The 23612-nt window shown below is 68.7% G+C and carries 24 protein-coding genes; 14 read left to right on the top strand and 10 right to left on the bottom strand.

What is annotated here, in order from left to right; all coding sequences use genetic code 11:
- Positions 1-248: 248 nt before the first annotated feature.
- Together AC3WQM_RS13400 and AC3WQM_RS13405 are read left to right on the top strand one after the other, a co-directional pair.
- A complete protein-coding gene (locus tag AC3WQM_RS13400) occupies positions 249-1403 on the top strand; it encodes an efflux RND transporter periplasmic adaptor subunit (protein WP_489059462.1) in 1155 nt (384 codons plus the stop codon).
- Positions 1400-4567 (top strand): efflux RND transporter permease subunit, encoded by a 3168-nt coding sequence (locus AC3WQM_RS13405; protein WP_492679307.1) that lies wholly within the window; start codon positions 1400-1402, stop codon positions 4565-4567. Before AC3WQM_RS13400 ends, AC3WQM_RS13405 begins: the two co-directional genes overlap by 4 nt.
- Positions 4568-4807: 240 nt before the next feature.
- Here the strand turns inward: AC3WQM_RS13405 and AC3WQM_RS13410 are convergent, their stop codons facing one another.
- The 6 genes from AC3WQM_RS13410 to AC3WQM_RS13435 form a co-directional block, all read right to left on the bottom strand.
- Positions 4808-5500, bottom strand: a complete 693-nt coding sequence (locus AC3WQM_RS13410) for a Crp/Fnr family transcriptional regulator (RefSeq protein WP_492679309.1) — start codon at positions 5498-5500, stop codon at positions 4808-4810.
- 45 nt (positions 5501-5545) lie between these two features.
- Complete coding sequence (locus AC3WQM_RS13415; RefSeq protein ID WP_492679311.1) at positions 5546-6196, bottom strand: histidine phosphatase family protein; 651 nt, start codon at positions 6194-6196, stop codon at positions 5546-5548.
- A gap of 22 nt (positions 6197-6218) precedes the next feature.
- Positions 6219-6815 (bottom strand): DUF4136 domain-containing protein, encoded by a 597-nt coding sequence (locus AC3WQM_RS13420; protein ID WP_492679313.1) that lies wholly within the window; start codon positions 6813-6815, stop codon positions 6219-6221.
- Positions 6816-6889: 74 nt separating this feature from the next.
- Complete coding sequence (gene ttcA, locus AC3WQM_RS13425; RefSeq protein ID WP_487848062.1) at positions 6890-7819, bottom strand: tRNA 2-thiocytidine(32) synthetase TtcA; 930 nt, start codon at positions 7817-7819, stop codon at positions 6890-6892.
- Positions 7820-7871: 52 nt separating this feature from the next.
- Entirely contained in the window at positions 7872-8249 is a 378-nt protein-coding gene (locus AC3WQM_RS13430; protein ID WP_056576172.1) for a dihydroneopterin aldolase, read from the bottom strand.
- Between the two features lie 14 nt (positions 8250-8263).
- Positions 8264-9049, bottom strand: a complete 786-nt coding sequence (locus AC3WQM_RS13435; protein WP_492679315.1) for an SDR family oxidoreductase — start codon at positions 9047-9049, stop codon at positions 8264-8266.
- A gap of 42 nt (positions 9050-9091) precedes the next feature.
- Between AC3WQM_RS13435 and AC3WQM_RS13440 the strand changes: the two genes are divergently transcribed.
- The 8 genes from AC3WQM_RS13440 (at position 9092) to AC3WQM_RS13475 (ending at position 16360) form a co-directional block, all read left to right on the top strand.
- Entirely contained in the window at positions 9092-10204 is a 1113-nt protein-coding gene (locus tag AC3WQM_RS13440; protein ID WP_492679317.1) for a class I SAM-dependent methyltransferase, read from the top strand.
- Between the two features lie 392 nt (positions 10205-10596).
- Positions 10597-11496 carry a TauD/TfdA dioxygenase family protein gene (locus AC3WQM_RS13445; RefSeq protein ID WP_492679319.1) on the top strand — a complete coding sequence of 300 codons (900 nt, stop codon included), beginning with the start codon at positions 10597-10599 and terminating at the stop codon, positions 11494-11496.
- Between the two features lie 26 nt (positions 11497-11522).
- Positions 11523-12533: an ABC transporter substrate-binding protein gene (locus AC3WQM_RS13450; RefSeq protein ID WP_492679321.1), complete on the top strand. Its 1011-nt coding sequence runs from the start codon at positions 11523-11525 to the stop codon at positions 12531-12533.
- A 60-nt stretch (positions 12534-12593) separates the two neighbouring features.
- Entirely contained in the window at positions 12594-13457 is an 864-nt protein-coding gene (locus tag AC3WQM_RS13455; protein ID WP_492679323.1) for an ABC transporter ATP-binding protein, read from the top strand.
- Positions 13454-14323: an ABC transporter permease gene (locus tag AC3WQM_RS13460; protein WP_095948215.1), complete on the top strand. Its 870-nt coding sequence runs from the start codon at positions 13454-13456 to the stop codon at positions 14321-14323. Before AC3WQM_RS13455 ends, AC3WQM_RS13460 begins: the two co-directional genes overlap by 4 nt.
- A 99-nt stretch (positions 14324-14422) precedes the next feature.
- On the top strand, positions 14423-15199 hold the full coding sequence (hisN, locus tag AC3WQM_RS13465; protein ID WP_492679325.1) for a histidinol-phosphatase: 777 nt from the start codon (positions 14423-14425) through the stop codon (positions 15197-15199).
- Positions 15200-15208: 9 nt separating this feature from the next.
- On the top strand, positions 15209-15403 hold the full coding sequence (locus AC3WQM_RS13470) for a DUF2905 domain-containing protein (protein ID WP_056575522.1): 195 nt from the start codon (positions 15209-15211) through the stop codon (positions 15401-15403).
- A gap of 30 nt (positions 15404-15433) precedes the next feature.
- Positions 15434-16360, top strand: coding sequence for an ROK family protein (locus tag AC3WQM_RS13475; RefSeq protein WP_062477915.1), 927 nt, complete (start codon positions 15434-15436; stop codon positions 16358-16360).
- On the opposite strand, the gene AC3WQM_RS13480 is transcribed toward AC3WQM_RS13475, so the two are convergent.
- Entirely contained in the window at positions 16333-17847 is a 1515-nt protein-coding gene (locus AC3WQM_RS13480) for an aminotransferase-like domain-containing protein (RefSeq protein WP_354345646.1), read from the bottom strand. The two genes, AC3WQM_RS13475 and AC3WQM_RS13480, sit on opposite strands and share 28 nt — an antisense overlap.
- Positions 17848-18018: 171 nt before the next feature.
- Between AC3WQM_RS13480 and AC3WQM_RS13485 the strand changes: the two genes are divergently transcribed.
- Positions 18019-18357: a hypothetical protein gene (locus AC3WQM_RS13485; protein ID WP_489059247.1), complete on the top strand. Its 339-nt coding sequence runs from the start codon at positions 18019-18021 to the stop codon at positions 18355-18357.
- Between the two features lie 46 nt (positions 18358-18403).
- Here the strand turns inward: AC3WQM_RS13485 and glmU are convergent, their stop codons facing one another.
- Positions 18404-19834, bottom strand: coding sequence for a bifunctional UDP-N-acetylglucosamine diphosphorylase/glucosamine-1-phosphate N-acetyltransferase GlmU (glmU, locus tag AC3WQM_RS13490; RefSeq protein ID WP_139705299.1), 1431 nt, complete (start codon positions 19832-19834; stop codon positions 18404-18406).
- A 49-nt stretch (positions 19835-19883) separates the two neighbouring features.
- On the opposite strand from glmU, the gene AC3WQM_RS13495 reads away from it, so the two are divergent.
- Positions 19884-20732 carry a DUF6279 family lipoprotein gene (locus AC3WQM_RS13495; RefSeq protein ID WP_489059245.1) on the top strand — a complete coding sequence of 283 codons (849 nt, stop codon included), beginning with the start codon at positions 19884-19886 and terminating at the stop codon, positions 20730-20732.
- A 19-nt stretch (positions 20733-20751) separates the two neighbouring features.
- Here AC3WQM_RS13495 and AC3WQM_RS13500 read toward each other — a convergent pair whose 3' ends face one another.
- Positions 20752-21522 carry a Crp/Fnr family transcriptional regulator gene (locus AC3WQM_RS13500; protein ID WP_492679327.1) on the bottom strand — a complete coding sequence of 257 codons (771 nt, stop codon included), beginning with the start codon at positions 21520-21522 and terminating at the stop codon, positions 20752-20754.
- A gap of 92 nt (positions 21523-21614) precedes the next feature.
- Here AC3WQM_RS13500 and AC3WQM_RS13505 point away from each other — a divergent pair, with 92 nt between their 5' ends.
- Entirely contained in the window at positions 21615-22031 is a 417-nt protein-coding gene (locus tag AC3WQM_RS13505) for a BLUF domain-containing protein (protein WP_492679329.1), read from the top strand.
- A 98-nt stretch (positions 22032-22129) separates the two neighbouring features.
- Here AC3WQM_RS13505 and AC3WQM_RS13510 read toward each other — a convergent pair whose 3' ends face one another.
- On the bottom strand, positions 22130-22447 hold the full coding sequence (locus AC3WQM_RS13510) for a DUF2917 domain-containing protein (protein ID WP_062477930.1): 318 nt from the start codon (positions 22445-22447) through the stop codon (positions 22130-22132).
- A gap of 175 nt (positions 22448-22622) precedes the next feature.
- Here AC3WQM_RS13510 and AC3WQM_RS13515 point away from each other — a divergent pair, with 175 nt between their 5' ends.
- On the top strand, positions 22623-23606 hold the full coding sequence (locus AC3WQM_RS13515) for a LysR substrate-binding domain-containing protein (protein WP_062477933.1): 984 nt from the start codon (positions 22623-22625) through the stop codon (positions 23604-23606).
- Positions 23607-23612: the final 6 nt, after the last annotated feature.

The raw sequence follows: 23612 nt of genomic DNA on the forward strand, positions 1-23612 counted from the left end.
ATATCCAGAGGCTGTGGACCGGCGATTTTAGCGAGGGGGTGTTTTCCCTCATACCGGGTGCAGCGGGTGGTGCGGGGGCTTTGCGTCGGCCTGCTTTACATTTCTTTACGGCGCCCGTGAACACTGTGCGCCGGCCACTGCTCCAATAGCTGCTGTCAGCCCAAAGTGCACAAGAACCCATGAAGAAAACTGCCGCCTTCGCCCTCGCGGGCGTGTTGATCGTAGCCGTCGCGGGCGGCTGGTGGCGCATGTCGGGCGATCGGCCCGTCACGAAAGACACGAAAGACGCCAAGTCCGCGAATGCCGGGCCTCCCGCCGCGCTGGTCACGCTGGCCACGGCCGAGAAGCAGGACGTGCCGGTGACGGTGCAGGTCAACGGCAGCGTGGTCTCGCTCAACAGCGTCGACCTGCGCCCGCAGGTCACCAACACCGTGAGCGCGGTGCACGTCAAGGAAGGCCAGTTCGTGAAGGCAGGGCAGTTGCTCTTCACGCTCGACGACCGCAACGACCAGGCCAACCTCGCGCGCGCCCGGGCCCAGCAGCAGAAGGACGAGGCCACCATGGCCGACCTGGAGCGCCAGTACAAGCGCAGCCAGGACCTGGTGGCACAGAACTTCATTGCCAAGAGCGCGGCCGACGCCACGCTGTCGCAGCTCCAGGCGCAGCGCGCCGCCGTCGCAGCCGACCGCGCGGCCGTGCAGTCGGCGCAGGTGGCGCTGGGCTACGCCACGCTGCGCGCGCCCATCGCGGGGCGCATCGGCGCCGTGAACATCTACCCGGGCACGCTGGTGCAGCCCACGCTGTCGCTGGTCACCATCACCCAGCTCGACCCGATCGCCGTGAGCTTCCCCGTGCCCGAAGGCAACCTGCAGGACCTGCTGGCCGCGTCGCGCACGCGCGCCAAGGTGGAGGCGCTGGTCACCGGCCGCCGCGAGCCGCTCTTCGGTACGCTCGATTTCGTCGACAACACGGTCGATCCGCAGATCGGCACCGTGCGCGCCAAGGCGGTGTTCGCCAACGCCGACCAGAGCCTGTGGCCCGGCCAGTTCGTCAACACGCGCATCACCGTGCGCATGCTCGACGGCGTCACGGTGGTGCCGGCCGCGGCGCTCATGATGCTGTCCGACGGCACCTCGCTGTACGTGGTCGATGCCGAACGCAACGCGGCCCGCCGCCAGGTCAAGGTGCTCCACACCTTCGGCACCAAGGTCGCGGTGAGCGGCGTGACGCCCGGCGAGCAGGTGGTGATTGAGGGCAGCCAGAACGTGCGCCCGGGCGGCAAGGTGCGCGTCGACGCCAAGGCGCCGGCCGGACCCGGCGGCGCGCCCGCCAACGGCACCACGGGCGTCACGCCCGGCAGCGCGGCTTCGTCGGACATCAAGCCGGTGCGGGAACGCGCATGAACATTTCAGAGCTCTGCATCCGCCGTCCGGCGATGACGGTGCTGCTGTCGGCGGCCGTCGTGGTCATCGGCATCTTTGCGTACTTCAGCATCCCGGTTGCGGCGCTGCCGAGCTACAACACGCCGGTCATCAACGTCAACGCGCAGCTGCCGGGCGCCAGCCCGGACACCATGGCGAGTTCGGTCGCGCTGCCGCTCGAAAAGCAGTTCTCGACCATCCCCGGCCTGCAGACCATCAGCTCGGTGAACACCCAGGGCGTGACCTCGCTCACGCTTGAATTCGTCAGCAGCCGCGACATCGACGCCGCCGCCGTCGACGTGCAGGCCGCGCTGCTGCGCGCCCAGCGCCAGCTGCCGCAGGAGCTGACACAGCTGCCTTCATACCGCAAGGTGAACCCGGCCGACGCGCCGGTGCTGTTCATCGCGCTGATCTCGCCGTCGATGAACCCGTCGGAGCTCAACGACTACGCCGAGAACCTCATTTCGCCCACGCTCTCGACCATCGACGGCGTGGCGCAGGTGGGCGTGTACGGGCGCAAGGCCTTCGCGGTACGCATCAAGGCCAACGCCGACCTGCTCAACGCGCGCAACATCACGCTCGACGAGCTGGCCAAGGCCGTGAACTCGGCCAACGCCAACACGCCGGTCGGCACGCTCGACGGCCCGCGCCAGACGCTCACCATCCAGGCCAACCGCCAGCTCATGAAGGCGGCCGACTTCGCCAAGCTCATCATCGCGCAGCGCAACGGTGCGCCGGTGCGACTGGACGAAGTGGCCACGCTCGAAGACAGCTTCGAGTCGGTCAAGACCGGCAGCAGCTTCAACGGGCAAGACTCGATTTCGCTGGCCGTGCAGCGCCAGCCCAATGCCAACACCGTGCAGGTGGTGGACGCGGTGCGCGCGCTCATCCCGCGCTTCAAGGCCGAGCTGCCGCAGTCGGTCGAGATCCAGATGGTCAACGATCGCTCGATCTCCATCCGCGAGGCGGTGCACGACGTGCAGCTCACGCTGCTGGGCACCATCGCGCTGGTGGTGCTGGTGATCTTTTTGTTCCTGCACCGGCTGGTGGCCACGCTGATTCCGGCAGCCACCATTCCGATCTCGCTGATCGGCGCCGTGGCGCTGCTGTATGCCTTCGGCTACAGCCTGGACAACGTCTCGCTGCTGGGCATCACGCTGGCCGTGGGCCTGGTGGTGGACGACGCCATCGTGGTGCTCGAGAACATCATGCGCTACGTCGAGAAGGGCATGGAGCCCATGGCTGCCGCGCTGCGCGGCGCGCGCGAGGTGGGCTTCACCATCGTGTCGATCTCGATCTCGCTGGTGGCCGTGTTCATCCCGATCTTCTTCATGCCCGGCGTGATCGGCCTCCTGTTCCACGAGTTCGCCGTGGTGGTGGCGCTGGCCGTGCTGGTGTCGGCCGTGGTGTCGCTCACGCTCGTGCCCATGCTCGCGAGCCGGCTGCTCAAGCACGTGCCGCGCAAGGAAGGCGCACTCGATCACGAAGAAGAGCACCCCGAGCCCGGCACGGCGATCGGCCGTGCCTTCGAGCGCGGCTACCGCGCCGTGCACGGCGGCTACATGCGCACGCTCGACTGGACGCTCGGGCACCGCGCGCTGATGCTGGCGATGGCGGGCCTGACCTTCGTCGTCACGGCGTGGCTCTTCGTCAGCATTCCCAAGGGCTTCTTTCCCGAGGAAGACATCGGCCAGATCCAGATCACCACCGAGGCGGCGGAAGACATTTCGTTCACCGCCATGAAGGCCCTGCAGGACCGCGTGGCCGCCGCGCTCAAGGCCGATCCGAGCGTGGACTACGTGAGCTCCTTCGTCGGCGTGGGCGGCCCGACCGCCACGCAGAACTCGGGCCGGCTGTTCGCGGTGCTCAAGCCGCGCAGTGAGCGCCCCAAGATGGCCAAGGTGCTCGAGTCGCTGCGCCAGCGCTTCCGCGAGATCCCGGGCATTGCCGTCTACATGCAGCCGGTGCAGAACCTGCGCCTGGGCGGGCGCCAGAGCAAGGCGCGCTTCCAGTACACGCTGCAGAGCGTCAATGCCGGCGAGATGGTGCCGTGGTCGACGAAGCTCATGGAGCGCATGCGCGCCGATCCCGACTTCCGCGACGTGACCAGCGATTCGCAGAACCGCGGCCTGCAGGCCACGCTCGAGATCGACCGCGACAAGGCCGGCGTGCTCGGCGTGGCCGTGGGCGACTTGCGCACCGCGCTGTACAACGCCTACGGCGACCGCCAGATCGGCAGCATCTACGGCGCCAGCAACACCTACCAGGTGATCCTCTCGGCGGCCGACAGCGACCGCCAGTTCGAGGAAGACGTGGCGCGCCTGTCGGTGCGCAGCACCACCGGCAAGCTGGTGCCGCTGTCGGCCTTCTCGACCGTCAAGCGCACCGTGGGGCCGACCTCGGTCAACCACCAGGGGCAGCTGCAGGCGGTGACGGTGTCGTTCAACCTCGGCCCCGACGTGCCGCTGGGCAACGCGACCGCGAAGATCGACCGCTTCAAGGAAGAGCTGAAGATGCCGCAGTCGATCATCACGACCTACGGTGGCGACGCGGCGGTGTTCCAGAGTTCGCAGTCGAGCCAGGCGGTGCTGCTGGTGCTGGCGGTGCTGGTCATCTACGTGCTGCTGGGCGTGCTGTACGAGAGCTACATTCACCCGATCACCATCCTGGCGGGCCTGCCCTCGGCGGCGGTGGGGGCGTTGCTCTCGCTGAAGATCTTCGGCTTCGACCTCACGCTGATCGCGACCATCGGCATCCTGCTGCTGATCGGTATCGTGAAGAAGAACGCGATCATGATGATCGACTTCGCGCTCGACGCGCAGCGCACCGAGGGCATGCAGCCGGTCGACGCGATCCGCGAGGCCTGCCGGCTGCGCTTCCGTCCGATTCTCATGACCACGCTGGCCGCGCTGATGGGCGCGCTGCCGCTCGCGCTCGGTCTGGGCGCCGGCGCCGAGCTGCGCCAGCCGCTGGGCGTGGCGGTGGTGGGCGGGCTGATCTTCTCGCAGGTGATCACGCTGTACATCACGCCCGCGATCTACCTGGCGCTCGACCGCTACAGCGGCAGCGGGCCGATGGTGGAGTTGCCGGGCGAGGCGAAGGCCGAGGCGGCGGCTGCTGGCGGTCACGCCGCCTCGCACGCCTGACGGCGATTCAAAAGATGCCGGATGGCCATGAGCGTGGGCCACCCGGCCAGAAAGGACTTCTGCAGTCCTGCGAAACGCCACACCCGGGCCATCGCCCATTGAAGGCGCTCCGGCCTCTCTCCTCAACGGCTCTCTCCATTCCCTCCGCCGCTGCTCTTCCCATGTGTGTGACGGGATGAATGATTGCGAGGGGGAGAGGGTGTTGCCGGTATCCAGCGATACAGGACGTGGGCTTTTTCCTTACGGTGTTGCATCACGGAAACAACGCAAGGCCGGCGCATCCGGGATGGTGACCTGCCGGGCCCGCGTTTCAATGAGTCCCTGTTCCGCCAGTGCATTCAGCGCACGCGTGACGGTGACGCGGCTCAAGGCAGTCATGGCGCCGATCTGCTCGTGCGTCAGATCGACGGTGAGCGTGTGCGATGCCTGCGTCGACGGCGGGCGCGCCACCCGCAGCAGCAAGTCGATGACGCGCTCCTTGGGCGCCGCCGAGGCCACCCCGGCCAGCTTGGCGACGATCATGTGGTTCTTGAATCCGAGCAGCTGGATCAACGAGGTCGCGAGCTCGGGAAGCGCCGAGAACTGCTGCGCGACATCCGCCGGGCGGTAGCGGCTGAGAACGGCCGGCGCGACCGCCCGGGTCGTCGTGGGCCGGGGGCTGTCGGCAAACGCCGGGCCTTCGCCGAAGATCGCACCCGGTCCGAAGATCTCGAGCAGGAACTCCGCGCCGTTGCTTCGGTGGATCGTGGAATGCACGAAGCCCGATCGCAAGAGATAGAAGTAGTCGTGCCGTTCGCCTTCGCGCGCAATGGTGTCGCCGGCTTCCAGGGTGACGAAGCTTCCCAGTTGCGTGGCGTCGATCCACGGCGCGGACAGCGACTGGGAGGCGTCCCAGCTGGCGTAGGCCGAGGGCGTGGGATTCGTTCTTTTCATGGGAGCGTCTTGCCCGAGGCGGAGAAAGGCAAGCGGCCCATCGTGCTAGGTCGTGGTCTCGTCCAGCGGCGTGTCCGTCGCCAGGTGCGCGATGTCGCTCCAGCCGACGAGGCTGAAGCCCTCGGGCGTCCACAGCATGCGGTTGATGGCCGCGTTGCCGAGCTGCCAGGTGCGCGGCGCCTGCAGCTCCTGGCGCGTGGCGGCGCGGTAGAGCACGTCCATCACGCCGCCGTGGGCCACCAGCACCACCAGCTGGCCCGGGTGGCGCGCGGCGATGGCCGAGGCGGTGCCTGTCACGCGGTCGCGAAAGGTCAGCAGGCTCTCGCCGCCGCCTTCGGGCTCGAACTCGGGGTCGCGCTCACGCCAGCGGCGCGCGTCCTCGGGCAGCGTGGCCTCGATCTCGGCGAAGCTCATGCCCTCGAAGCGGCCGAAGGCGCGCTCACGCAGGCCCAGGTCGGGTTGCACGTCGAGGCCGTGGGGCTCGGCGATGGCCTGGGCGGTCTGCCAGGCGCGCGAGAGGTCGCTGGCGTAGACCGCCGCGATCGGCTCGTCGGCCAGCGCCTGTCCGGCGCGTTGCGCCTGCCAGAGGCCGGTGGCATTGAGGCCGATGTCGAGGTGGCCCTGGATGCGGGTGTCGACGTTCCAGGCGGTTTCGCCGTGGCGCACGGCGATCAGGCGGGTGAGATTGGCTTCCATCCGTCCGAATTCTAGAAGTGCGTCATTTCTTGGCAGCCGGCGTGAGCTCGATGTTCACGCGGCGCTCGCCCGGCGGCGGGTTCGGAAAGCCCTGCAGCGCGGCCCCGAACATCACCGGCAGGATCGCCGCGCTGGAGCTGTAGGGGCCGTCGTTGCGCGCGCGGGTCTCGTACACCACGCGGTGGCTGCCGCCCGCCTCGCGCAGCACGAGGCTCACTTCGCGCTGGTACCAGGGGTTGGCCGGCGGCGTGAACATCGGGCCGCCGTACCAGCCGCTGCCATACCAGCGGTGGCCGTAGTAGCCGCCATAGCCGTAGCCCCAGGGGCCGGGGCCGTACAGCCACGGATCGGCCCAGGGCGACAGCGCCGCCGTGACGCGCGCGCCGATCTGCGCCGTGTACTGCGGCCTTGTGTCGTCGCGGCGCAGGCCGACCTTGTCGAGCGCGGCCGCGGCCATGGCCTCCAGGCCTTCCTGGCGCGCCGTGTCGGCCTGCTGCGAAGGCAGGCGCTCGAAGCGGTAGGTGGCGCCGGGTGGCACGGTCGTGCCCGGCGTGGCAAAGCTCTTGACGTTGCTGTCGACCACCCAGGAGGTGGCGCAGCCGCTCAGGGTTGCTACCAAAAATAGAGCTGAAAACGCACGATACATAAGGGTCTCCGGGCCTGTGGCCCTCAAAGTCCCCTGGGTTGCCCGAGTCAGCCCTGGACGATGCGCAGGGCGGAGGGTGCCTGGGAGAGCAGGTCGAAAGCGGGCGTGTCGAAGGCCTTGTCGCCGTTCTCGTCGGCCACGCCCGTCGCCTTCAGACCCTGGAAGTCGTGCAGCGTTCCATCCAGCAGGTGCGAAGGCACGACGTTCTGCAGCGCGGTGAACATGTTTTCCACGCGGCCAGGGTACTTCTTGTCCCATTCGCGCAGCATCTCGCCGACCTGCTTGCGCTGCAGGTTCTCCTGGCTGCCGCACAGCGTGCAGGGAATGATCGGGAACTCGCGGTGCTGCGCCCAGCGCACCGTGTCTTTTTCGGCCACGTAGGCCAGCGGACGGATCACGATGTGCTTGCCGTCGTCGCTCACCAGCTTGGGCGGCATGCTCTTGAGCTTGCCGCCGAAGAACATGTTGAGGAAGAAGGTCTGCAGCATGTCGTCGCGGTGGTGGCCCAGCGCGACCTTGGTGGCGCCCAGCTCGTCGGCCACGCGGTACAGGATGCCGCGGCGCAGCCGGCTGCACAGGCCGCAGGTGGTCTTGCCCTCGGGAATGACGCGCTTGACGATGCTGTAGGTGTCCTGGTTCTCGATGTGGAAGTCCACGCCGAGCTCGCTCAGGTACTTGGGCAGCACCTCTTCGGGGAAGCCGGGCTGCTTCTGGTCGAGGTTGACCGCGACGATGTCGAAATGGATGGGCGCGCGCGCCTTCATCTTGAGCAGGATGTCGAGCAGCGCGTAGCTGTCCTTGCCGCCCGAGACGCACACCATGACCTTGTCGCCTTCTTCGATCATGTTGTAGTCGACGATGGCCTGGCCGACCTGGCGGCACAGGCGCTTTTCGAGCTTGTGCGTCTCGCGTTCGATCTTCAGCGAGTTGGAGGGCGCACCGGCTTCGGGCGTATCGTCGATCCAGACGGCGTTCATTGGGGGGCTACTTCGGGCAAATCAGGGGAAAGACCCCCGATTTTGCCTTGGATCACCATTCCCCGGCTTCGATGCGGATGGCGACTTCGCAGTCGTCGAAGATTTCGAGCTTGGCGATCTTCACGCGCACGCCCCGCACGCCGGGCAGTTGCAGCAGGCGCTGCGCGAGCTTGCCGATCAGGCTTTCGAGCAGGTTGACGTGCTCGGCGGTGCACTCGTCGATGATGATGCGGCGCACCTTGCGGTAGTCCAGCACGTGGAAGATGTCGTCGTCCTGCGGCAGCAGCGGCTGCGGGCCGAGGTTGAGTTCGGCGTCCACCAGGATCGGCTGCGGCGCGGTCTTTTCCTGCTCGAGGATGCCCAGGTTGGCGTCGAAGCGCAGGCCCTGGAGGGTGAGTGTCTGGTGGCCGTGCGGTGTGTTCGTGGACATGGTGGTGGTGCTCGTCACATGAGCGAGAAGTCGCGCTCGAATTTCATGAGGTGCTGGCCGCCGTCGACGAGCAGCGTGGTGCCGGTGATCGAGCTGTTTTCCAGCGCGAACTTCACGGTGGCGGCCACGTCGTCGGGCGTGGACGAGCGGCCCAGCGGCGACAGCTTGTGCAGCTGCGCGAACTTGTCATCGTCGAGCATGTGGCTCGCCAGCGTGAGGCCGGGCGCCACGCCCACCACGCGCACGCGCGGCGCGAGCGCCAGCGCGAGCATGGGGGTGGCGGCTTCGAGCGCGGCCTTGGAAAGCGTGTAGCTCAGGAAGTCGGGGTTCGGGTTCCACAGCTTCTGGTCGAGCAGGTGCACCACGGCGCCGCCGTGCGCATCGCGCCGGGCCAGGTGGTCGTGCAGCGCCTGCGCCAGCAGGATGGCCGCGCCGGTGTTGCTGCGCGCGTGGCGCTCCATGAGCGCGTAGCTGAAGCTGGCGGCGTCGTCGTGCTCGAAGAGGGCGGCGCTGTGCACCACGGCATCGACAGCGCGAAAGCGTGCCGCCACGCGCGGCAGCAGGGCGCGCGTGGCCTGCTCGTCGGCCAGGTCGGCCTCGAACAGCGCCGAGTCGCCCGAGCGCGCGGCGCAGTCGGCCACGGTCTGCTCGGCTTCGGCGCGCGAGCTGCGGTAGTGCACCGCCACCTGCCAGCCGCCCGCGGCGAGCGCCAGCGCGATCTCGCGGCCCAGCCGGCGGCCCGCGCCCGTGACGAGGACGGTGCGGCGGCGATCGGGGGAGGAGGGGGGGATGGCGCTCATTCGGAGGAAGAAGACAGAAGACAGGAAGAGGACAATGGCGCCGTGACGACGCCAACGACAAACAGTTTACCCATCGCCCTCGACCATCTGATTGCACGCTCCGTCGAGCGCGCGGGCGGATGGATCGGCTTCGACCGCTTCATGGCCCTGGCCCTGTATGCGCCGGGGCTGGGCTACTACGCCAACACCTCGGCCAAGTTCGGCCACATGCCCTCGTCCGGCAGCGACTTCGTGACCGCGCCCGAGCTGACGCCGATGTTCGGCCACACGCTCGCGGTGCAGGTGCTCGAGGCGCTGGAGAAGACCGGCACCGACACGGTGTGGGAATTCGGCGCGGGCTCGGGGGCGCTGGCGGTGCAGCTGCTGCATGCGCTGGGCGAGATGGGGCGCAGCGATGTGCGCTACCGCATCGTCGATCTGTCGGGCACCTTGCGGGAGCGGCAGCAGCAGGCGCTGGCGGGGCATGCGGGGCGGGTTGAATGGCTCGGGGAACTGCCCGAGTCCATGCAGGGCGTGGTGGTCGGCAATGAAGTGCTCGATGCGATGCCGGTGCAGCTGCTGGCGCGGGTGAAGGGGGCTTGGTTCGAGCGGGGGGTGGTGCGGAATCCGGCGGGGGATGGGTGGACGTGGGCGGACCGGGCTACCGAGTTGCGGCCGCCGGTGGAGGTGTCGGGGGTGCATGACTACCTCACCGAGGTGCATCCGCAGGCGCAGGCTTTTATTGCGACGCTGGCGGATCGGCTTGAGAAGGGGGCGGCGTTTCTCATCGACTACGGGTTTCCTGAAGGCGAGTACTACCACCCGCAGCGGCACATGGGGACGGTGATGTGCCACCGGGGGCATCAGGCGGATGGCGATCCTCTGTCGGAGGTTGGGTACAAGGACATCACTGCGCATGTCGACTTCACGGGGATTGCCGTGGCGGGGCAGGAGGCGGGGCTTTCTGTTCTTGGCTACACGAGCCAGGCGCGGTTTCTTTTGAACTGCGGGATGTTGGGGCTGATGGAACAAGGGACTGTGGCGCAGCGGGGGATGGCGGCTCGGTTGATTCATGAGCATGAGATGGGGGAGTTGTTCAAGGTGGTGGGGTTTGCTGTCGGTGAAGCCTGGGACGCTGTGGGGTTTGCTGAAGGGGATCGGAGTCACACCCTCTGAGGGTTTGCTTCCCGAGGCCGGGTCTCGCCCCGGCGGGCGACTCACTTTCTTTTGCTTCGCCAAAAGAAAGTAAGCAAAGAAAAGGCGACCCCACTGTCTGCGACCCTCCGCTTCGCTACGGGCAACCTGCGGTGCTCGCGTTTCGCGGGGTCTCGCCCAAACTCGCTTCGCTCAAACAAGGGCGAGCCCTGATCCGCGAAACGCTGCGCTCCTCGGCGCAGCCAGAGGGGCTTGGGAGCCGGGCGGGCCGTCGCTGCGCTCGGCCACCATGGCGCCAAAGGCGCTGCGCGCTTTGGGCGCCTGGGGCTTGTGCTTTCAACGGAAAGAGTTGGTCATAAGCAAGCAACAAAGACTTCGTTGGGGAATGGAGGGCGCGCTTCTACATTCGCGGCATGACTGCCGTTCTTTCCCGTGCAACCTCCACTGCCGAGGTCCCGGCGCAGCCCTTCGAGGTGCGGCCTTTCGATGCGCCTGTCGGTGCGGAGATCGTCGGGCTCGACATCGCTGAGCCGATCAACGCCGCCGACTTCCAACGCATCCACCGCGCGCACCTGGACCACCACGTGCTGGTCTTTCGCGACCAGCGCATTACGCCCGCGCAGCACATCGATTTCAGCCGCCGCTTCGGGCCGCTCGAGATCCACGTGTTGCACCAGTTCCAGCTGAAGAACCACCCCGAGATCCTGATCGTCTCGAACATCAAGGAGAACGGCGAGCCGATCGGCCTCGGCGACGCGGGCGTGTACTGGCACTCCGACATTTCGTACAAACCCCATCCCAGCCTGGGCTCGCTGCTGCACGCGCAGGAGCTGCCGAGCGAAGGCGGCGACACGCTGTTCGCCGACCAGCACCTGGCGTGGGAGGCGCTGCCTGCCGATCTGCAACAGCGCATCCTGTCGCTGAAGGCCGAGCACAGCTACCTTGCCAAGTACGAAGAGCTGCGCGCCAAGAATCCGTGGCGGCCCAAGTTGTCTCAGGCGCAGATCGATCAGGTCGCTCCCGCCGTGCAACCCGTGGTGCGCACGCACCCGGAGACGGGGCGCAAGGCGCTGTTCGTCAGCGAGCACTTCACGACGCGCATCGTCGGCCTGCCGCAAGGCGAGAGCGATGCGCTGCTGGCCGAGCTGTTCGCGCACAGCACGCGGGCGGAGTTCGTGTACCGCCACACGTGGGCGCCGCACGACCTGGTGTTCTGGGACAACCGCTCGCTGATGCACCTCGCGGCAGGCACACCCGACCACCTGCGCCGCCGGCTCAACCGCACCACCATCGTGGGCGACACGCCGTTCTGATTTCTTTTTATCTTCCGGACTTTCCAATGAACCGCTTCACTCGCCGCGCCGCCGCGCTCGTCACCGGCCTCGGCCTTCTCGCCGGCAGCCTGGCCGCGCACGCCGAAGGGCAGATCCGCATCGCCGAGCAGTTCGGCATCGTCTACCTGCTGCTCAACGTGGCGCAGGAGCAGAAGCTGATCGAGAAGCACGCGAAGGCCGCGGGGGTCGATGCGAAGGTGGAGTGGGTCAAGCTCTCGGGCGGCTCGGCGGTGAACGACGCGCTGCTGTCGGGCAACATCGAGATCGCGGGCGCCGGCGTGGGGCCGCTGCTCACGCTGTGGGACCGCACCAAGGGCAAGCAGAACGTGAAGGGCGTGGCCTCGCTGGGCAACTTCCCGTACTACCTGGTGAGCAACAACCCGAACGTGAAGTCGATCGCCGACTTCACGGACAAGGACCGCATCGCGCTGCCTGCCGTGGGCGTGTCAGTGCAGTCGCGGGTGCTGCAGATCGCGTCGGCCAAGCTGTGGGGCGACAAGGAGTTCAACAAGCTCGACAAGATCAGCGTGGCGCTGCCGCACCCCGATGCGGCGGCGGCGATCATCAAGGGCGGCACGGAGATCACGGGGCACTTCGGCAATCCGCCGTTCCAGGAGCAGGAGCTCGCGGGCAACCCGAACGCGCGCATCGTGCTGAACTCGTACCAGGTGCTGGGCGGGCCGTCGTCGGCCACGGTGCTGTACGCCACCGAGAAATTCCGCAACGAGAACCCCAAGACCTACAAGGCGTTCGTCGATGCGCTCGACGAGGCGGCGAAGTTCGTCACGGCCAACCCCGAGAAGGCGGCCGGCATCTACCTGAAGGTGAGCAACGCCAAGCTCGACCGCGAACTGCTGCTCAAGATCATCAAGAACCCCGAGGTGCAGTTCAAGACCGCGCCGCAGAACACCTACGTGTTCGCGGAGTTCATGCACCGCGTGGGCGCGATCAAGAACAAGCCGGCGTCGGTGAAGGACTATTTCTTCGACGACGCGCACACGGCTTCGGGGAATTGAGTGAGCACGGCGAAGGTGCGCTCGGGGTTTGACTCCTTCCCCCTCTGGGGGAAGGCTGGGATGGGGGCGGGCAGAGCGGTGGCGAAGCTGGCGCCGTCTGCCCCCACCCCGGCCCTCCCCCGGGAGGGGAGGGAGGAAGACCGCAGCCAAGACCTTGCCCCGCTGCTGCAGGTCGACAAGGTCAGCCTCGAGTACCGCACGCCCGAGCGCGTGGTGCGCGCCACGCACCGCGTGAGCTTCGACGTGCATGCCGCCGACCGCTTCGTGCTGCTCGGGCCCTCGGGCTGTGGCAAGTCCACGCTGCTCAAGGCCGTGGCCGGGTTCATCCCGCCGGTCGAGGGCGAGATCCGGCTCGACGGCCGGCGCGTGACGCAGCCGGGGCCCGACCGCATCGTCGTGTTCCAGGAGTTCGACCAGCTGCCGCCGTGGAAGACGGTGAAGCAGAACGTGATGTTCCCGCTGCTCGCCTCGCGCACGCTGGGGCGCAAGGAAGCGGCCGAGCGCGCGCTGCACTACCTCGACAAGGTGGGCCTCTCGAAATTCGCCGACGTGCACCCGCACCAGCTCTCGGGCGGCATGAAGCAGCGCGTGGCGATCGCGCGGGCGCTGGCGATGCAGCCGCGCGTGCTGCTGATGGACGAGCCCTTTGCCGCGCTCGACGCGCTCACGCGCCGCCGCATGCAGCAGGAGCTGCTCGAGCTGTGGGACGAGGTGCGCTTCACGCTGCTGTTCGTCACGCACTCGATCGAGGAAGCGCTGGTGGTCGGCAACCGCGTGGCGCTGCTGTCGCCGCATCCGGGGCGCATGCGCGCCGAACTCAACAGCCACGGTTACTCGCTGGACAGCCTGGGCGGTGCGGACTTCCAGGCGACCGCGCGGCGCATCCACGACATGCTGTTCGAGGAAGAACGGGGCACCCCATGAGCACCCTGACGCCCCCCATCCGCCCTGAATACGAACGCACGCTCGAGCCCTTCACCGAACTGCCGGTCGAACGCGCGCTGCCGCTGGCCACGCGCCTCGCCTCGCACACCTGGCTGCGCAAGGGCCTGATCCTTGCGGTCATCGCCGTGCTGTGGGAGCTGGCGGCGCGCTGGCAGGACAACGACCTGCTGCTGCCCACCTTCACCGCCACCGCCCGTGCATTGATCGAAGGGCTGGCCAGCGGCGAGCTGGTCGAGAAGGTGCGCATCTCGCTGGCCGTGCTGCTGCAGGGCTACCTCGCGGGCGTGCTGCTGGCCTTCGGGCTCACGACGCTGGCCGTGTCCACGCGCATCGGGCGCGACCTGCTGGACACGCTGACCTCGATGTTCAACCCATTGCCCGCGATCGCGCTGCTGCCGCTGGCGCTGCTGTGGTTCGGGCTGGGCCGTGGCAGCCTGGTGTTCGTGCTGATCCATTCGGTGCTGTGGCCGCTGGCGCTCAACACCTATGCGGGCTTCCAGGGCGTGCCCGAGACGCTGCGCATGGCGGGGCGCAACTACGGGCTGAAGGGGCTGCGCTACGTGCTGCAGATCCTGGTGCCGGCCGCGCTGCCGTCGATTTTGTCGGGGCTGAAGATCGGCTGGGCCTTTGCGTGGCGCACGCTGATCGCGGCCGAGCTGGTGTTCGGCGCCTCGTCGGGCAAGGGCGGGCTGGGCTGGTACATCTTCCAGAACCGCAACGAGCTGTACACCGACCGCGTGTTCGCCGGCCTCGCGCTGGTGGTGCTGATCGGCCTGCTGGTGGAAAGCCTGGGCTTTCGCACGCTGGAGCGGCTCACGGTGCGGCGCTGGGGCCAGCAGCGCTAGCCCCCGGGTGAAGGGGCCGGGCGGACGAATGTCCCGGCGATGGCGCAAGGGCCGTGGGCTCGGGTCTAATCGCAGCTTTTGGCACGCGTTCTCCTTCCCATGAGCTCTTCCGCCCCCGAACTTTCCGCGATCGCCGGTGCGCTGGCCGATGCCGCCGCCGCCCAGTCGATGCGCTACTTCCGCACGCCGCTGGACATCATCACCAAGGCCGACGAAAGCCCGGTCACGCTGGCCGACCGCGCCGCCGAGACAGCCATGCGCGAGATCCTCGGCGCACGCGTGCCCACCGACGGCATCTTCGGCGAGGAGCACGGCCCCGAGCGCCTCGACGCCGACCGCATCTGGGTGCTCGACCCGATCGACGGCACGCGCAGCTTCATCACCGGCTCGCCGCTGTGGGGCACGCTCATCGGCGTGCTGCAGGGCGGGCGCGTGGTGCTGGGCATGGTCGACATGCCGGTGCTGAAGGAGCGTTGGATCGGCGAGGCCGGCAAGGGCGCCACGCGCGACGGCCAGCCCGTGCGCGTGAGTGGCTGCACCGAGATCGCCAAGGCCCGCATCGTGACCACCTCGCCCGACATCTTCTCGCCGGCCGACTGGAGCGCCTTCGACCGCCTGAGCCGCCAGTGCGCGATGCGCCGCTTCGGCGGCGACTGCTACGGCTACGCGCAGCTCGCGGGCGGCACCATCGACCTCGTGGTCGAGACGGGGCTGCAGCCCTACGACTTCCTGGGCCCGGCGGGCCTGATCGAAGCCGCGGGCGGCGTCGTCACCGACTGGGAGGGCCGGCCGCTGGGGCTGAATCCCGACCAGCGCGTGATCGCTGCAGCCACACCCGAACTTCACCGACAAGCCCTGGCTGTACTGGCCGCCTAGACTGTCTGCATGTTCCGCTGGCTGATCGTCGTCGTCCTGGCGCTGGTGCTCATGAGCGGCCTGACCGCCTGGCTGCGCCGCTTCGGCTTCGGACGACTGCCCGGCGATTTCGAGTTTCGCGCCTTCGGCCGCGACTGGCAGCTGCCGATCGCGAGCACGGTGGTGCTCAGCATGATCGCGGCGCTGGTCGCGCGGCTGCTCTGAGAAACGCCTGAGAAAGAAGAGAACCCCGTAATGAGAGCCTGCGTAGACATCGGCGGCACCAAGGTCGCCGTGAGCCTTTCCGCTTCGAGCGATGCGCCGCTGATCGGCCGCCGCAGCGAGCCCACCGCCAAGACCGGCAGCAACGACGCCGTGGCGGTGCAGATCCTGCGGCTCATCGACGAGGTGTGCGCGGAGCAGGGCATCGATCCGGCGAGCATCGACCGCGTGGGTGTTTCGTCGACCGGGCCTTTCGAGCTGCACGACGGCATGGTCGAGCTGGCCACGCCCAACATCTGCGGCGGCATCGCCGGCCCCTCGCGCGGGCTGCCCAACAACTGGATGACGGCCATCGTCGAGGCGCCGCTGGCGCGCCGCTTCGCCCGCGTGCGCGTCGAGAACGACGCCGTGGCCGCGCTCGAGGCCGAGCGCCACTGGGGCGCGCTGAAGGGGCTCGACAACTGTGCCTACGCCACCTGGAGCACCGGCGTGGGCGTGGGCCTGTGCGTCGACGGCAAGGCGCTGCGCGGCAAGAACGGCAACGCCGGCCATGCGGGCCACAGCTTCGTGGTCGACGACGACAGCGGCGCGCTGTGCGGCTGCGGCAACCTGGGCGACGTGGAAGCGCTGGCGGGCGGCAATTCGATCGCGCACCGCTTCGGCCAACCCGCAGCCGATCTGTTCACGGCCGCCGCGGCCGGTGACGCCGCGGCACTCGAGAAGGCCGACGCGCTGTGCCGCGTGATCGGCCGCATGCTCTACAACCTGGTCATCACGCTCGACCTGCAGCGCATCAGCCTGGGCGGCAGCGTGTTCTGGCACCACCGCGACTTCGTGCTGCCGCGGCTGCAGGCGCAGGTCGACGGCAAGCTGCCGCCGCTCACGCGCGGCGTGTTGCTGGTGCCCGCCGGGCTCGGCGACAAGGTGGGCGACTACGCGGCCCTGGCGCTGCTCGACTGAGCCGCGGCGCGCGGCGATCGCACCCCCGTCGCCGGCGGGTGCTTCTGCGCCGCACAGCCTTCCTCGACGATCCGTCCGAGCCGCCGCAGCCCCGCATCGACCGCCTCGCTGAAGGGCCAGCCGCAGTTGATGCGCAGGTAGTGGTCGAAGCGCGAGGCGTTCGAGAACTGCGCGCCCGGCGCCACCAGCATGTGCTCGCGCAGGGCCGCCTCGAACACCGCCACCGACGACAGTCGCTCGGGCAGCTCCACCCACAGCTGGAAGCCGCCGCGCGGCAGGTTGAGCCGCGTGCCGGCCGGGAAGTAGCGGGCGATGGCGTCGGCGGTCTGGTCGCGCTGCGTGTGCAGGCGTTCGCGCAGGCGGCGCAGGTGGCGGTCGTAGCCGCCGCTGGCAATGATCTCGCCCGCGGCGATCTGCGCCAGCGCCTCGTTGTTGCGCGTCTGCGCGTACTTGAGCATTTCGACCTGCGCGTGCCAGCGCCCGGCCGTGATCCAGCCCAGCCGCAGGCCCGGTGCCAGCACCTTGTGCAGCGAGGCGCAATACACCACGTTGCCCGTGCGGTCCCAGGACTTGATGGCGCGCGGCGGCACCTCGGTTTCCACCAGGTCGCTGTAGGTGTCGTCCTCGACCAGCGCGATGCCGTGGCTTTCGCACAGCTGCACCAGCCGCTGCTTGTGGGCGTCGGGCATCACGCTGCCGATGGGGTTCTGCAGGTGCGGCACCACCACCACGGCCTTGATGTCGTCGTAGGTGTGGATGGCCAGGTCGAGCGCCTCCAGCGAGATGCCGGTCTGCGGGCTGGTGGGAATCTCCAGCCCGCGCAGGCCCAGGCTTTCGAGCACCTGCAGCAGGCCGTAGAAGGTGGGCGATTCGACGGCCACGGTGTCGCCGGGCTTGGCGATGGCGCGCAGCGCGAGGTTCAGCGCCTCGATGCAGCCGTTGGTGACCAGCACGTCGTCGGGCGCCACCGTCATGCCCACGCGCAGGTTGCGCTGGGCCACGACCTGGCGGAATTGCTCATGGCCTTTTTGCGAGGAGGCCGTGGTCAGCAGTTCGGGGCGCTGGCGCAGCGCGCGCGTCATGGCGTTGCGCAGCGCCTCGGCCGGGTAGAGCTCGGGGGCGGCGCGCGAGATCGCGAAGTTGAGCTTCACGTCGTTCAGCCGCCCGCGCGCCATGAAGTTGGCCATGCGCGTGCGCATGTTGACGAACTGCGCCGGGTCGGGCGGCAGGCCGGACACGGGCTCTTCCATGGCCGCGATGGCCAGCCGCTGCGGGCGGCGCACGAAGTAGCCCGAGCGGTCGCGCGCCTCGACCCAGCCTTCGCTTTCCATGGCGCGGCAGACCTGCAGCGCGGTCGAGAGGCTGATGTCGTGCAGCCGCATCAGGCTGCGCAGCGACGGGAGCTTGTCGCCGGCCTTGAGCGAGCCGGCGTGGATCGCGTCGACGTAGTGCGCCGCGAGCTGGCGGTAGAGCGGTAGCGAGTCCATGGGTCGATGTTCCCCGCATCGGGCATCCAAAAACAGATGCAGTTGCTCGGGAAAATGACCATAACAGATGGTGCGACAGACCGGCTGTTCCGGTCGCAATAGCCATCGGGTGTGCCTGTTTTTCGGGCGGCGAAATTCCTACGATGAACCCTCATCCACCCGAGGTCCGCCATGATCACCACCCTCTGCGAAGCGCCCGATTCCATCGTCCTTGAACCCGGCCAGTCGCTGCGCACCGCCGTCGATGCGGGCGCCTGGCTTCAACTGGCCGAAGGCCGCGCCCGCGTGGTGTCGCCGCCGGGCTGGCTGGGCGAGAGGGTGTTCATGACCGAGACGCTGCTCGGCGAAGGCGACGTGCACTGCGTGCCGCAGGGCGGCTGGATCGAGGTGTCGGCGGTGACGGCGGTGCACCTGCGGGTGCATGCGCCGGTGCGGGCGGTTCGGGCCACGGCGCCGGTCGAAGAGGCGCGGCCGGTGATGCGCTTCGTGCGTTTGCTGACGGGCTGGTGAGGCCCGGGGCAGGGCGCCTGCCCCGAACAAGCGCCCAAAGCCGCCGTCAGTTCTTCGGCAACTTCTGCGGCCGCTTCCAGTTCGCGAAGCTGACCTGCTTGCCCCGTGCGACGGTCAGCGCGCCCGGCTCGGTCGACTTGTTCACCGTCGAGCCGCCGCCGATGGTGCCGCCCGCGCCGATGGTCACGGGGGCCACGAGCACGCAGTTGCTGCCCACGTGCACGTCGGCCTCGATCACGGTGCGGTGCTTGTTGGCGCCGTCGTAGTTGGCCGTGATGCTGCCCGCGCCGTAGTTCACGCGCTCGCCCACCGTGGCGTCGCCCAGGTAGGCCAGGTGGTTGGCCTTGGCGCCGGCCGCCAGCGTGGAGTTCTTGACCTCGACGAAGTTGCCGATGTGCACCTCGGCGCCCAGCTGGGCACCGGGCCGCAGCCGCGCAAAGGGGCCGACCAGCGCGCCCGCGCCCACCGTCACGCCGGCCTTCTCGCCGTCGATGTGGGTGAAGGGGTGGATCACCGCGCCCGCTTCGATGCGCACGTTGGCGATCACGCAGTTCGCGCCGATGCGCACGCCTTCGCCCAGCGACACCGTGCCTTCGAACACGCAGTTGACGTCGATGTCGACGTCGGCGCCGCAGCTCAGCGTGCCGCGCAGGTCGAAGCGCGCCGGGTCGGCCAGGCGCACGCCCTGTTCCATCAGCGCATTCGCCTGGCGCAGCTGCCAGGCGCGTTCCAGCGCCGCGAGCTGGGCGGGGCTGTTGATGCCCGCCACCTGCAGCGCGTCGGTCGTGACATGCGCCACCACCGGCACGCGGTCGTCGGCCGCGAACTTCACGATGTCGGTCAGGTAGTACTCGCCCTGGGTGTTCTTGTTGTCCAGACGCGCCAGCCAGCCCTTGAGCAGCCGCGCGGGCGCGGCCATCACGCCGCTGTTGATCTCGCGCACGGCGCGCTGCGCCTCGGTGGCGTCCTTGTGTTCGACGATGGCCGTCACCTCGCCACCTGCCGTGGTGCGGATGATGCGGCCGTAGCCGGTGGGGTCGTCGAGTTCGATGGTCAGCAGCGCGAGCCGCTCGCCGCCGCTGGCAGCGATGAGGGTGCGCAGCGTGTCCTCGGCGATCAGGGGCACGTCGCCCGACAGGATCACCACGGTGCCGTCGTCCGGCAGCTGCGGCGTGGCCTGCTGCACGGCATGGCCGGTGCCCAGCTGGGGCTCCTGGCGCGCGAAACCGAGGGCGGCGGCGTTCACGGCGGTGGCCTTGATGGCGGTCTCGACCTGCTCGGCGCCGTGGCCCGTCACGACCACGACATGGCGCGCGCCGATGCGCGCGGCGGTGTCGGTCACGTGGGCCAGCAAGGCGCGGCCGGCCAAACGATGCAACACTTTGGGCAGCTTGCTCTTCATGCGCGTGCCCTTGCCGGCCGCCATGATGACGACGTCGACCGGTCCCTGGTTGCTCTGCTGCGGAGTCTGATTCATGCGCTTTTCTTCCCGGATTCGTTGTGCTGGACTGGCCCGAATTATCGGTGTGCTGCTGCTGGCCGCTGCCCTGGGGGCTTGCAGCGCGGTCAAGCTGGCCTACAACAACCTGCCCGAACTGAGCTATTGGTGGCTCGACGGCTACTTCGACTTCGACGGCGCCCAGACCCCCAAGGTGCGCGACGAACTCACCCAGCTGCTGGCCTGGCACCGCCAGAACGAGCTGCCGCGCATCATCGGCCTGCTGCAGGAGGCCCAGGGCCTGGCGAGCGCCGAGGTGACGCCGGCCCAGGCCTGCCAGCTGGCCGACCGGGTCCGCGAGCGCCTGCTGGCCGTCACCGAGCGCGCCGAGGCCGCCAGCGCTGAGCTCGTGCTGAGCCTGAGCGACGCGCAGCTGCAGCAGCTCGAGCGCAAGTACGCGAAGAACAACACCGAGTACCGCAAGGACTGGCTCGACCGCAGCCCCGCGCAGGTGCAGGACAAGCGCTACGACCAGTTCCTCGAGCGCCAGGAAGACTTCTACGGCCGCCTGACGACCGAGCAGCGCGCGCTGCTGCGCCAGCAGGTGGCGCAGTCGGTGTTCAGCCCGCGGCTGGCGTTCGAGGAACGGCGCCAGCGCCAGCAGGAGGCGCTGGTGCTGCTGCGGGGCTTTCTCGGCGCCAATGGTGCCCCGCGCACCTCGCCGGCCGAGGCCCGCGCCGCGCTGCATGCCTATATCCTGCGCATCGCCGATCCGCCGCCCGGCCCGTGGCGCGACCAGCAGCAGGCGCTGCTGCAGGAGGGGTGCCGCAACCTGGCGGCGCTGCACAACACCACCAGCGCCACGCAGCGCGAACAGGCGGTGCGGCGGCTGCAGGCCTACCAGAGCGACCTGCGGCAGCTGGTGGCGGCGCGCTGAGGCGACCGGCCGGCTCCCCTCAGATCATCGGCACCGGCCGCAAGGGGCGCTCGAAGTAGTCGCCCAGCGTTTCGAGCGCATGCGGCTCCAGGATGCGCAGCCAGCCGCCGTCGAGCTTGTACAGGCCCAGGCGCTGCAGCCGCCGCATCGTCTTGTTGGTGTGCACCAGCGACAGCCCCAGCGCGTCGGCGATGTGCTGCTGGTTGAACGGAAACTCCACCCAGCCGTCGCGCACCATGCCCACGCGCTGGGCGCGCCGGTACAGGTGCATGAGCAGCATGGCCACGCGCTCGCCCGCATTGCGGCGCCCGGCGCTGACGAGGTGGTCGTCCACCAGTTTTTCCTCGCGCGCGGCCAGCCAGGTGATGTCGTAGCCGAGCCGGGGCTGGGTCTGGAACAGCGCCCACAGCCGCTCGCGCGCGAAGGCGCAGAGCGTGGCGTCGGTCACGGCCTCGACGCCGTGGGTCTGGCCGTCGGCAAACTCGTCCTGCAGGCCGACGAAATCGCCGGGCAGCAGAAAACCCAGGATCTGCCGCCGGCCGTCGCTCAGGGTCTTGTAGCGGAAGGCCCAGCCCGCGTAGAGCGTGAACAGCTGCGGGCTGGCGCGGTGCTCGTCGACGATGGTGCCGCCCGCCTCGACGCGGCGGGTGCCGGTGCGAAAGGACTGGATGGCCTGCAGCTGCTGCGCCGTCACCGGCAAGAAGGCCTCGAGGCGCCGCAGCGCGCAGTTTTCGCAGGGGTTCGTGCCCTGCGGGGGAGAGGCGGCGACGGGGTAGTCCTCGAATTTCACGCCGCACTATAGGCTGGCGTTGCTATGTCTTTTGACATTTCGGGGCGTGCGGCGGGCCTCTAGACTCGAAGCGACTTCCCCTTTCGCACCGCATGACACAAGAACAAGCACCCGCAGAACTGCTGCACGAATTCCTCTATTGCAGCCTGCTCGCCCCCGACCTGCCGCCGGCCACCGTGGGCGCGATCGTCACGCAGGCCCGCGCGCGCAACGCCGAGGACGGCATTTCCGGCCTGTTGGTGTTCGACGGCCAGTGCTTCTGCCAGCATTTCGAGGGGCCGCGCGAGGCGGCGCAGGGGTTGATGGCGCGGCTGCAGCGTGATCCGCGCCACGTGGCGCTCGTGGTGGTCCACGAAGGCCCGCTGGCCGAGCGGCGCTACACCGGTTTTGCCATGGGCCTGGCCGAATGCGAGGGCCCCGACCCGATCTCCGCGCTGCAGGCCCTGCGCGGGGAGGCCGCGCTGGCGCACTTCCTGGCGCTGCGCGCCAGCTTCGACATCAGCGGCTGAACCCCGGGGCCCCGGCGGCGGGGCACGAAAACGACGGGCAAAGAAAAAGGCGGCCGAAGCCGCCTTTGTTCAGAAGAGCCGGGAGTGCAGGCGGTCGGTCAGACCGGGTCCCACACGTAGGTGGCACCGTAGCCATCCCAGGCTTCCATGACGATGCGCTGGCCGGCGGCCACGGTGAGCGACTCGCCCGGGGCCAGCACGATGTCTTCGCTGGGGCCGTGGGCGGTGGCGTCGGGCGTGACCCACACGCGGCCCTGCTTGACGCGCAGCACGCTCGCCGACCGCGCCTTCAGGCTCATCGCCTCGCCGGGCGCAATCTGCCAGGCGCCACGGCGCACGGCCGGCGGAATGGCCGCAGTGCGGGTGGAACGGGACAGGGAAGCGAGCGATTCGTTGGTGCAGACGGCGGTGGACATGATGAGGACTCCTTGGCTGATCCGAAGCGCCTTTGACAGACAGAGAGGTTGGCGCAGTTCGGGAATGAATGATCGTTTTTGCGGCCTTGGAGGTCCAATGAAAACGAGGTAGCCTACTGATGCGATTCCCGCATCAATCGGCCGGCCGCCGGGAACGCACACCAAAGTCATACCCATGCAACATTCGCAAACCCACCTGCGCTCCCGCCCGATTTCCGCGGGGCACCTGCGGGCCTTCGAGGCGGTCGCGCGGCACCTCAATTTCCGCGCCGCGGCCGAGGAAATGGCGCTCACCCAGTCGGCCGTGAGCCGGCAGATCCAGTCGCTCGAGGAAGAGGTGGGCGTGTCGCTGTTCCTGCGCCACACGCGGGCCGTGGAGCTGACCAGCGCCGGGGCGCAGTTGCTGCTGTCGGTGCAGCAGGCGCTGCCGCGCATCGACATGGCGGTGCGGCAGATCCGCCAGAGCGCGGGGCGCAAGAGCGTGGCGCTCACCACCTTTGCCTCGTTCGCCTCGATGTGGCTGATTCCGCGGCTGGAAGCCTTCCAGCGCGACAACCCCGAGATCGACATCCGCATCGACGCCAGCGACATCGCGGTCGACCTCGACGTGGCCGACGTGGACATCGCGCTGCGCTACGGCCCGCCCGAAGGCATGCCGCCCGGTGCCGTGCGTCTGTTCGGCGAGACGCTGACGCCGGTGGCGAGCCCGTGGCTCATCAAGAGCAACCCGCCGATCAAGACGCCCGCCGACATCGCCCGCTTCACGCTGATCGAGGCGGGCGACGCGCACCGCACGCACCTGGAATGGCTCACGTGGCGGCGCTGGTTCGAAGTGAACGGGCTGGAGCGCGCGCAGCCCAAGCGCTGGCTCTATTTCAACTATGCGTACCAGATGGTGCAGGCCGCGCTCACGGGCCAGGGCCTGGTGCTGGCGCGCAGCTCGCTCATTGCCGAAAGCCTGGCCAACGGCGACCTGATCGAGGTGCTGCCGCAGCACCGGCTGGACTCACCGATGGCCTACTGGCTCATCTCGGGGCCGCGCAACGCGCTGCGGCCCGAGATCAAGGCCTTTTCCGACTGGCTGGAGGCGCAGGCCGTGACCACGCGCCAGACCATCGGCGAGGTGCCCGACCCGGACACGGTGGACAACCTCGACTGAGCCGGC

It is taken from the genome of Variovorax sp. FW301-JW7 (genome assembly GCF_058788795.1).

Coding starts and splice junctions, on each gene's coding strand:
- AC3WQM_RS13400 (WP_489059462.1), top strand. CDS start 249: ATGTCGGGCGATCGGCCCGTCACGAAAGACACGAAAGACGCCAAGTCC.
- AC3WQM_RS13405 (WP_492679307.1), top strand. CDS start 1,400: ATGAACATTTCAGAGCTCTGCATCCGCCGTCCGGCGATGACGGTGCTG.
- AC3WQM_RS13410 (WP_492679309.1), bottom strand. CDS start 5,500: ATGAAAAGAACGAATCCCACGCCCTCGGCCTACGCCAGCTGGGACGCC.
- AC3WQM_RS13415 (WP_492679311.1), bottom strand. CDS start 6,196: ATGGAAGCCAATCTCACCCGCCTGATCGCCGTGCGCCACGGCGAAACC.
- ttcA (WP_487848062.1), bottom strand. CDS start 7,819: ATGAACGCCGTCTGGATCGACGATACGCCCGAAGCCGGTGCGCCCTCC.
- AC3WQM_RS13430 (WP_056576172.1), bottom strand. CDS start 8,249: ATGTCCACGAACACACCGCACGGCCACCAGACACTCACCCTCCAGGGC.
- AC3WQM_RS13435 (WP_492679315.1), bottom strand. CDS start 9,049: ATGAGCGCCATCCCCCCCTCCTCCCCCGATCGCCGCCGCACCGTCCTC.
- AC3WQM_RS13445 (WP_492679319.1), top strand. CDS start 10,597: ATGACTGCCGTTCTTTCCCGTGCAACCTCCACTGCCGAGGTCCCGGCG.
- AC3WQM_RS13450 (WP_492679321.1), top strand. CDS start 11,523: ATGAACCGCTTCACTCGCCGCGCCGCCGCGCTCGTCACCGGCCTCGGC.
- AC3WQM_RS13455 (WP_492679323.1), top strand. CDS start 12,594: ATGGGGGCGGGCAGAGCGGTGGCGAAGCTGGCGCCGTCTGCCCCCACC.
- AC3WQM_RS13460 (WP_095948215.1), top strand. CDS start 13,454: ATGAGCACCCTGACGCCCCCCATCCGCCCTGAATACGAACGCACGCTC.
- hisN (WP_492679325.1), top strand. CDS start 14,423: ATGAGCTCTTCCGCCCCCGAACTTTCCGCGATCGCCGGTGCGCTGGCC.
- AC3WQM_RS13470 (WP_056575522.1), top strand. CDS start 15,209: ATGTTCCGCTGGCTGATCGTCGTCGTCCTGGCGCTGGTGCTCATGAGC.
- AC3WQM_RS13475 (WP_062477915.1), top strand. CDS start 15,434: ATGAGAGCCTGCGTAGACATCGGCGGCACCAAGGTCGCCGTGAGCCTT.
- AC3WQM_RS13480 (WP_354345646.1), bottom strand. CDS start 17,847: ATGGACTCGCTACCGCTCTACCGCCAGCTCGCGGCGCACTACGTCGAC.
- AC3WQM_RS13485 (WP_489059247.1), top strand. CDS start 18,019: ATGATCACCACCCTCTGCGAAGCGCCCGATTCCATCGTCCTTGAACCC.
- glmU (WP_139705299.1), bottom strand. CDS start 19,834: ATGAATCAGACTCCGCAGCAGAGCAACCAGGGACCGGTCGACGTCGTC.
- AC3WQM_RS13505 (WP_492679329.1), top strand. CDS start 21,615: ATGACACAAGAACAAGCACCCGCAGAACTGCTGCACGAATTCCTCTAT.
- AC3WQM_RS13510 (WP_062477930.1), bottom strand. CDS start 22,447: ATGTCCACCGCCGTCTGCACCAACGAATCGCTCGCTTCCCTGTCCCGT.
- AC3WQM_RS13515 (WP_062477933.1), top strand. CDS start 22,623: ATGCAACATTCGCAAACCCACCTGCGCTCCCGCCCGATTTCCGCGGGG.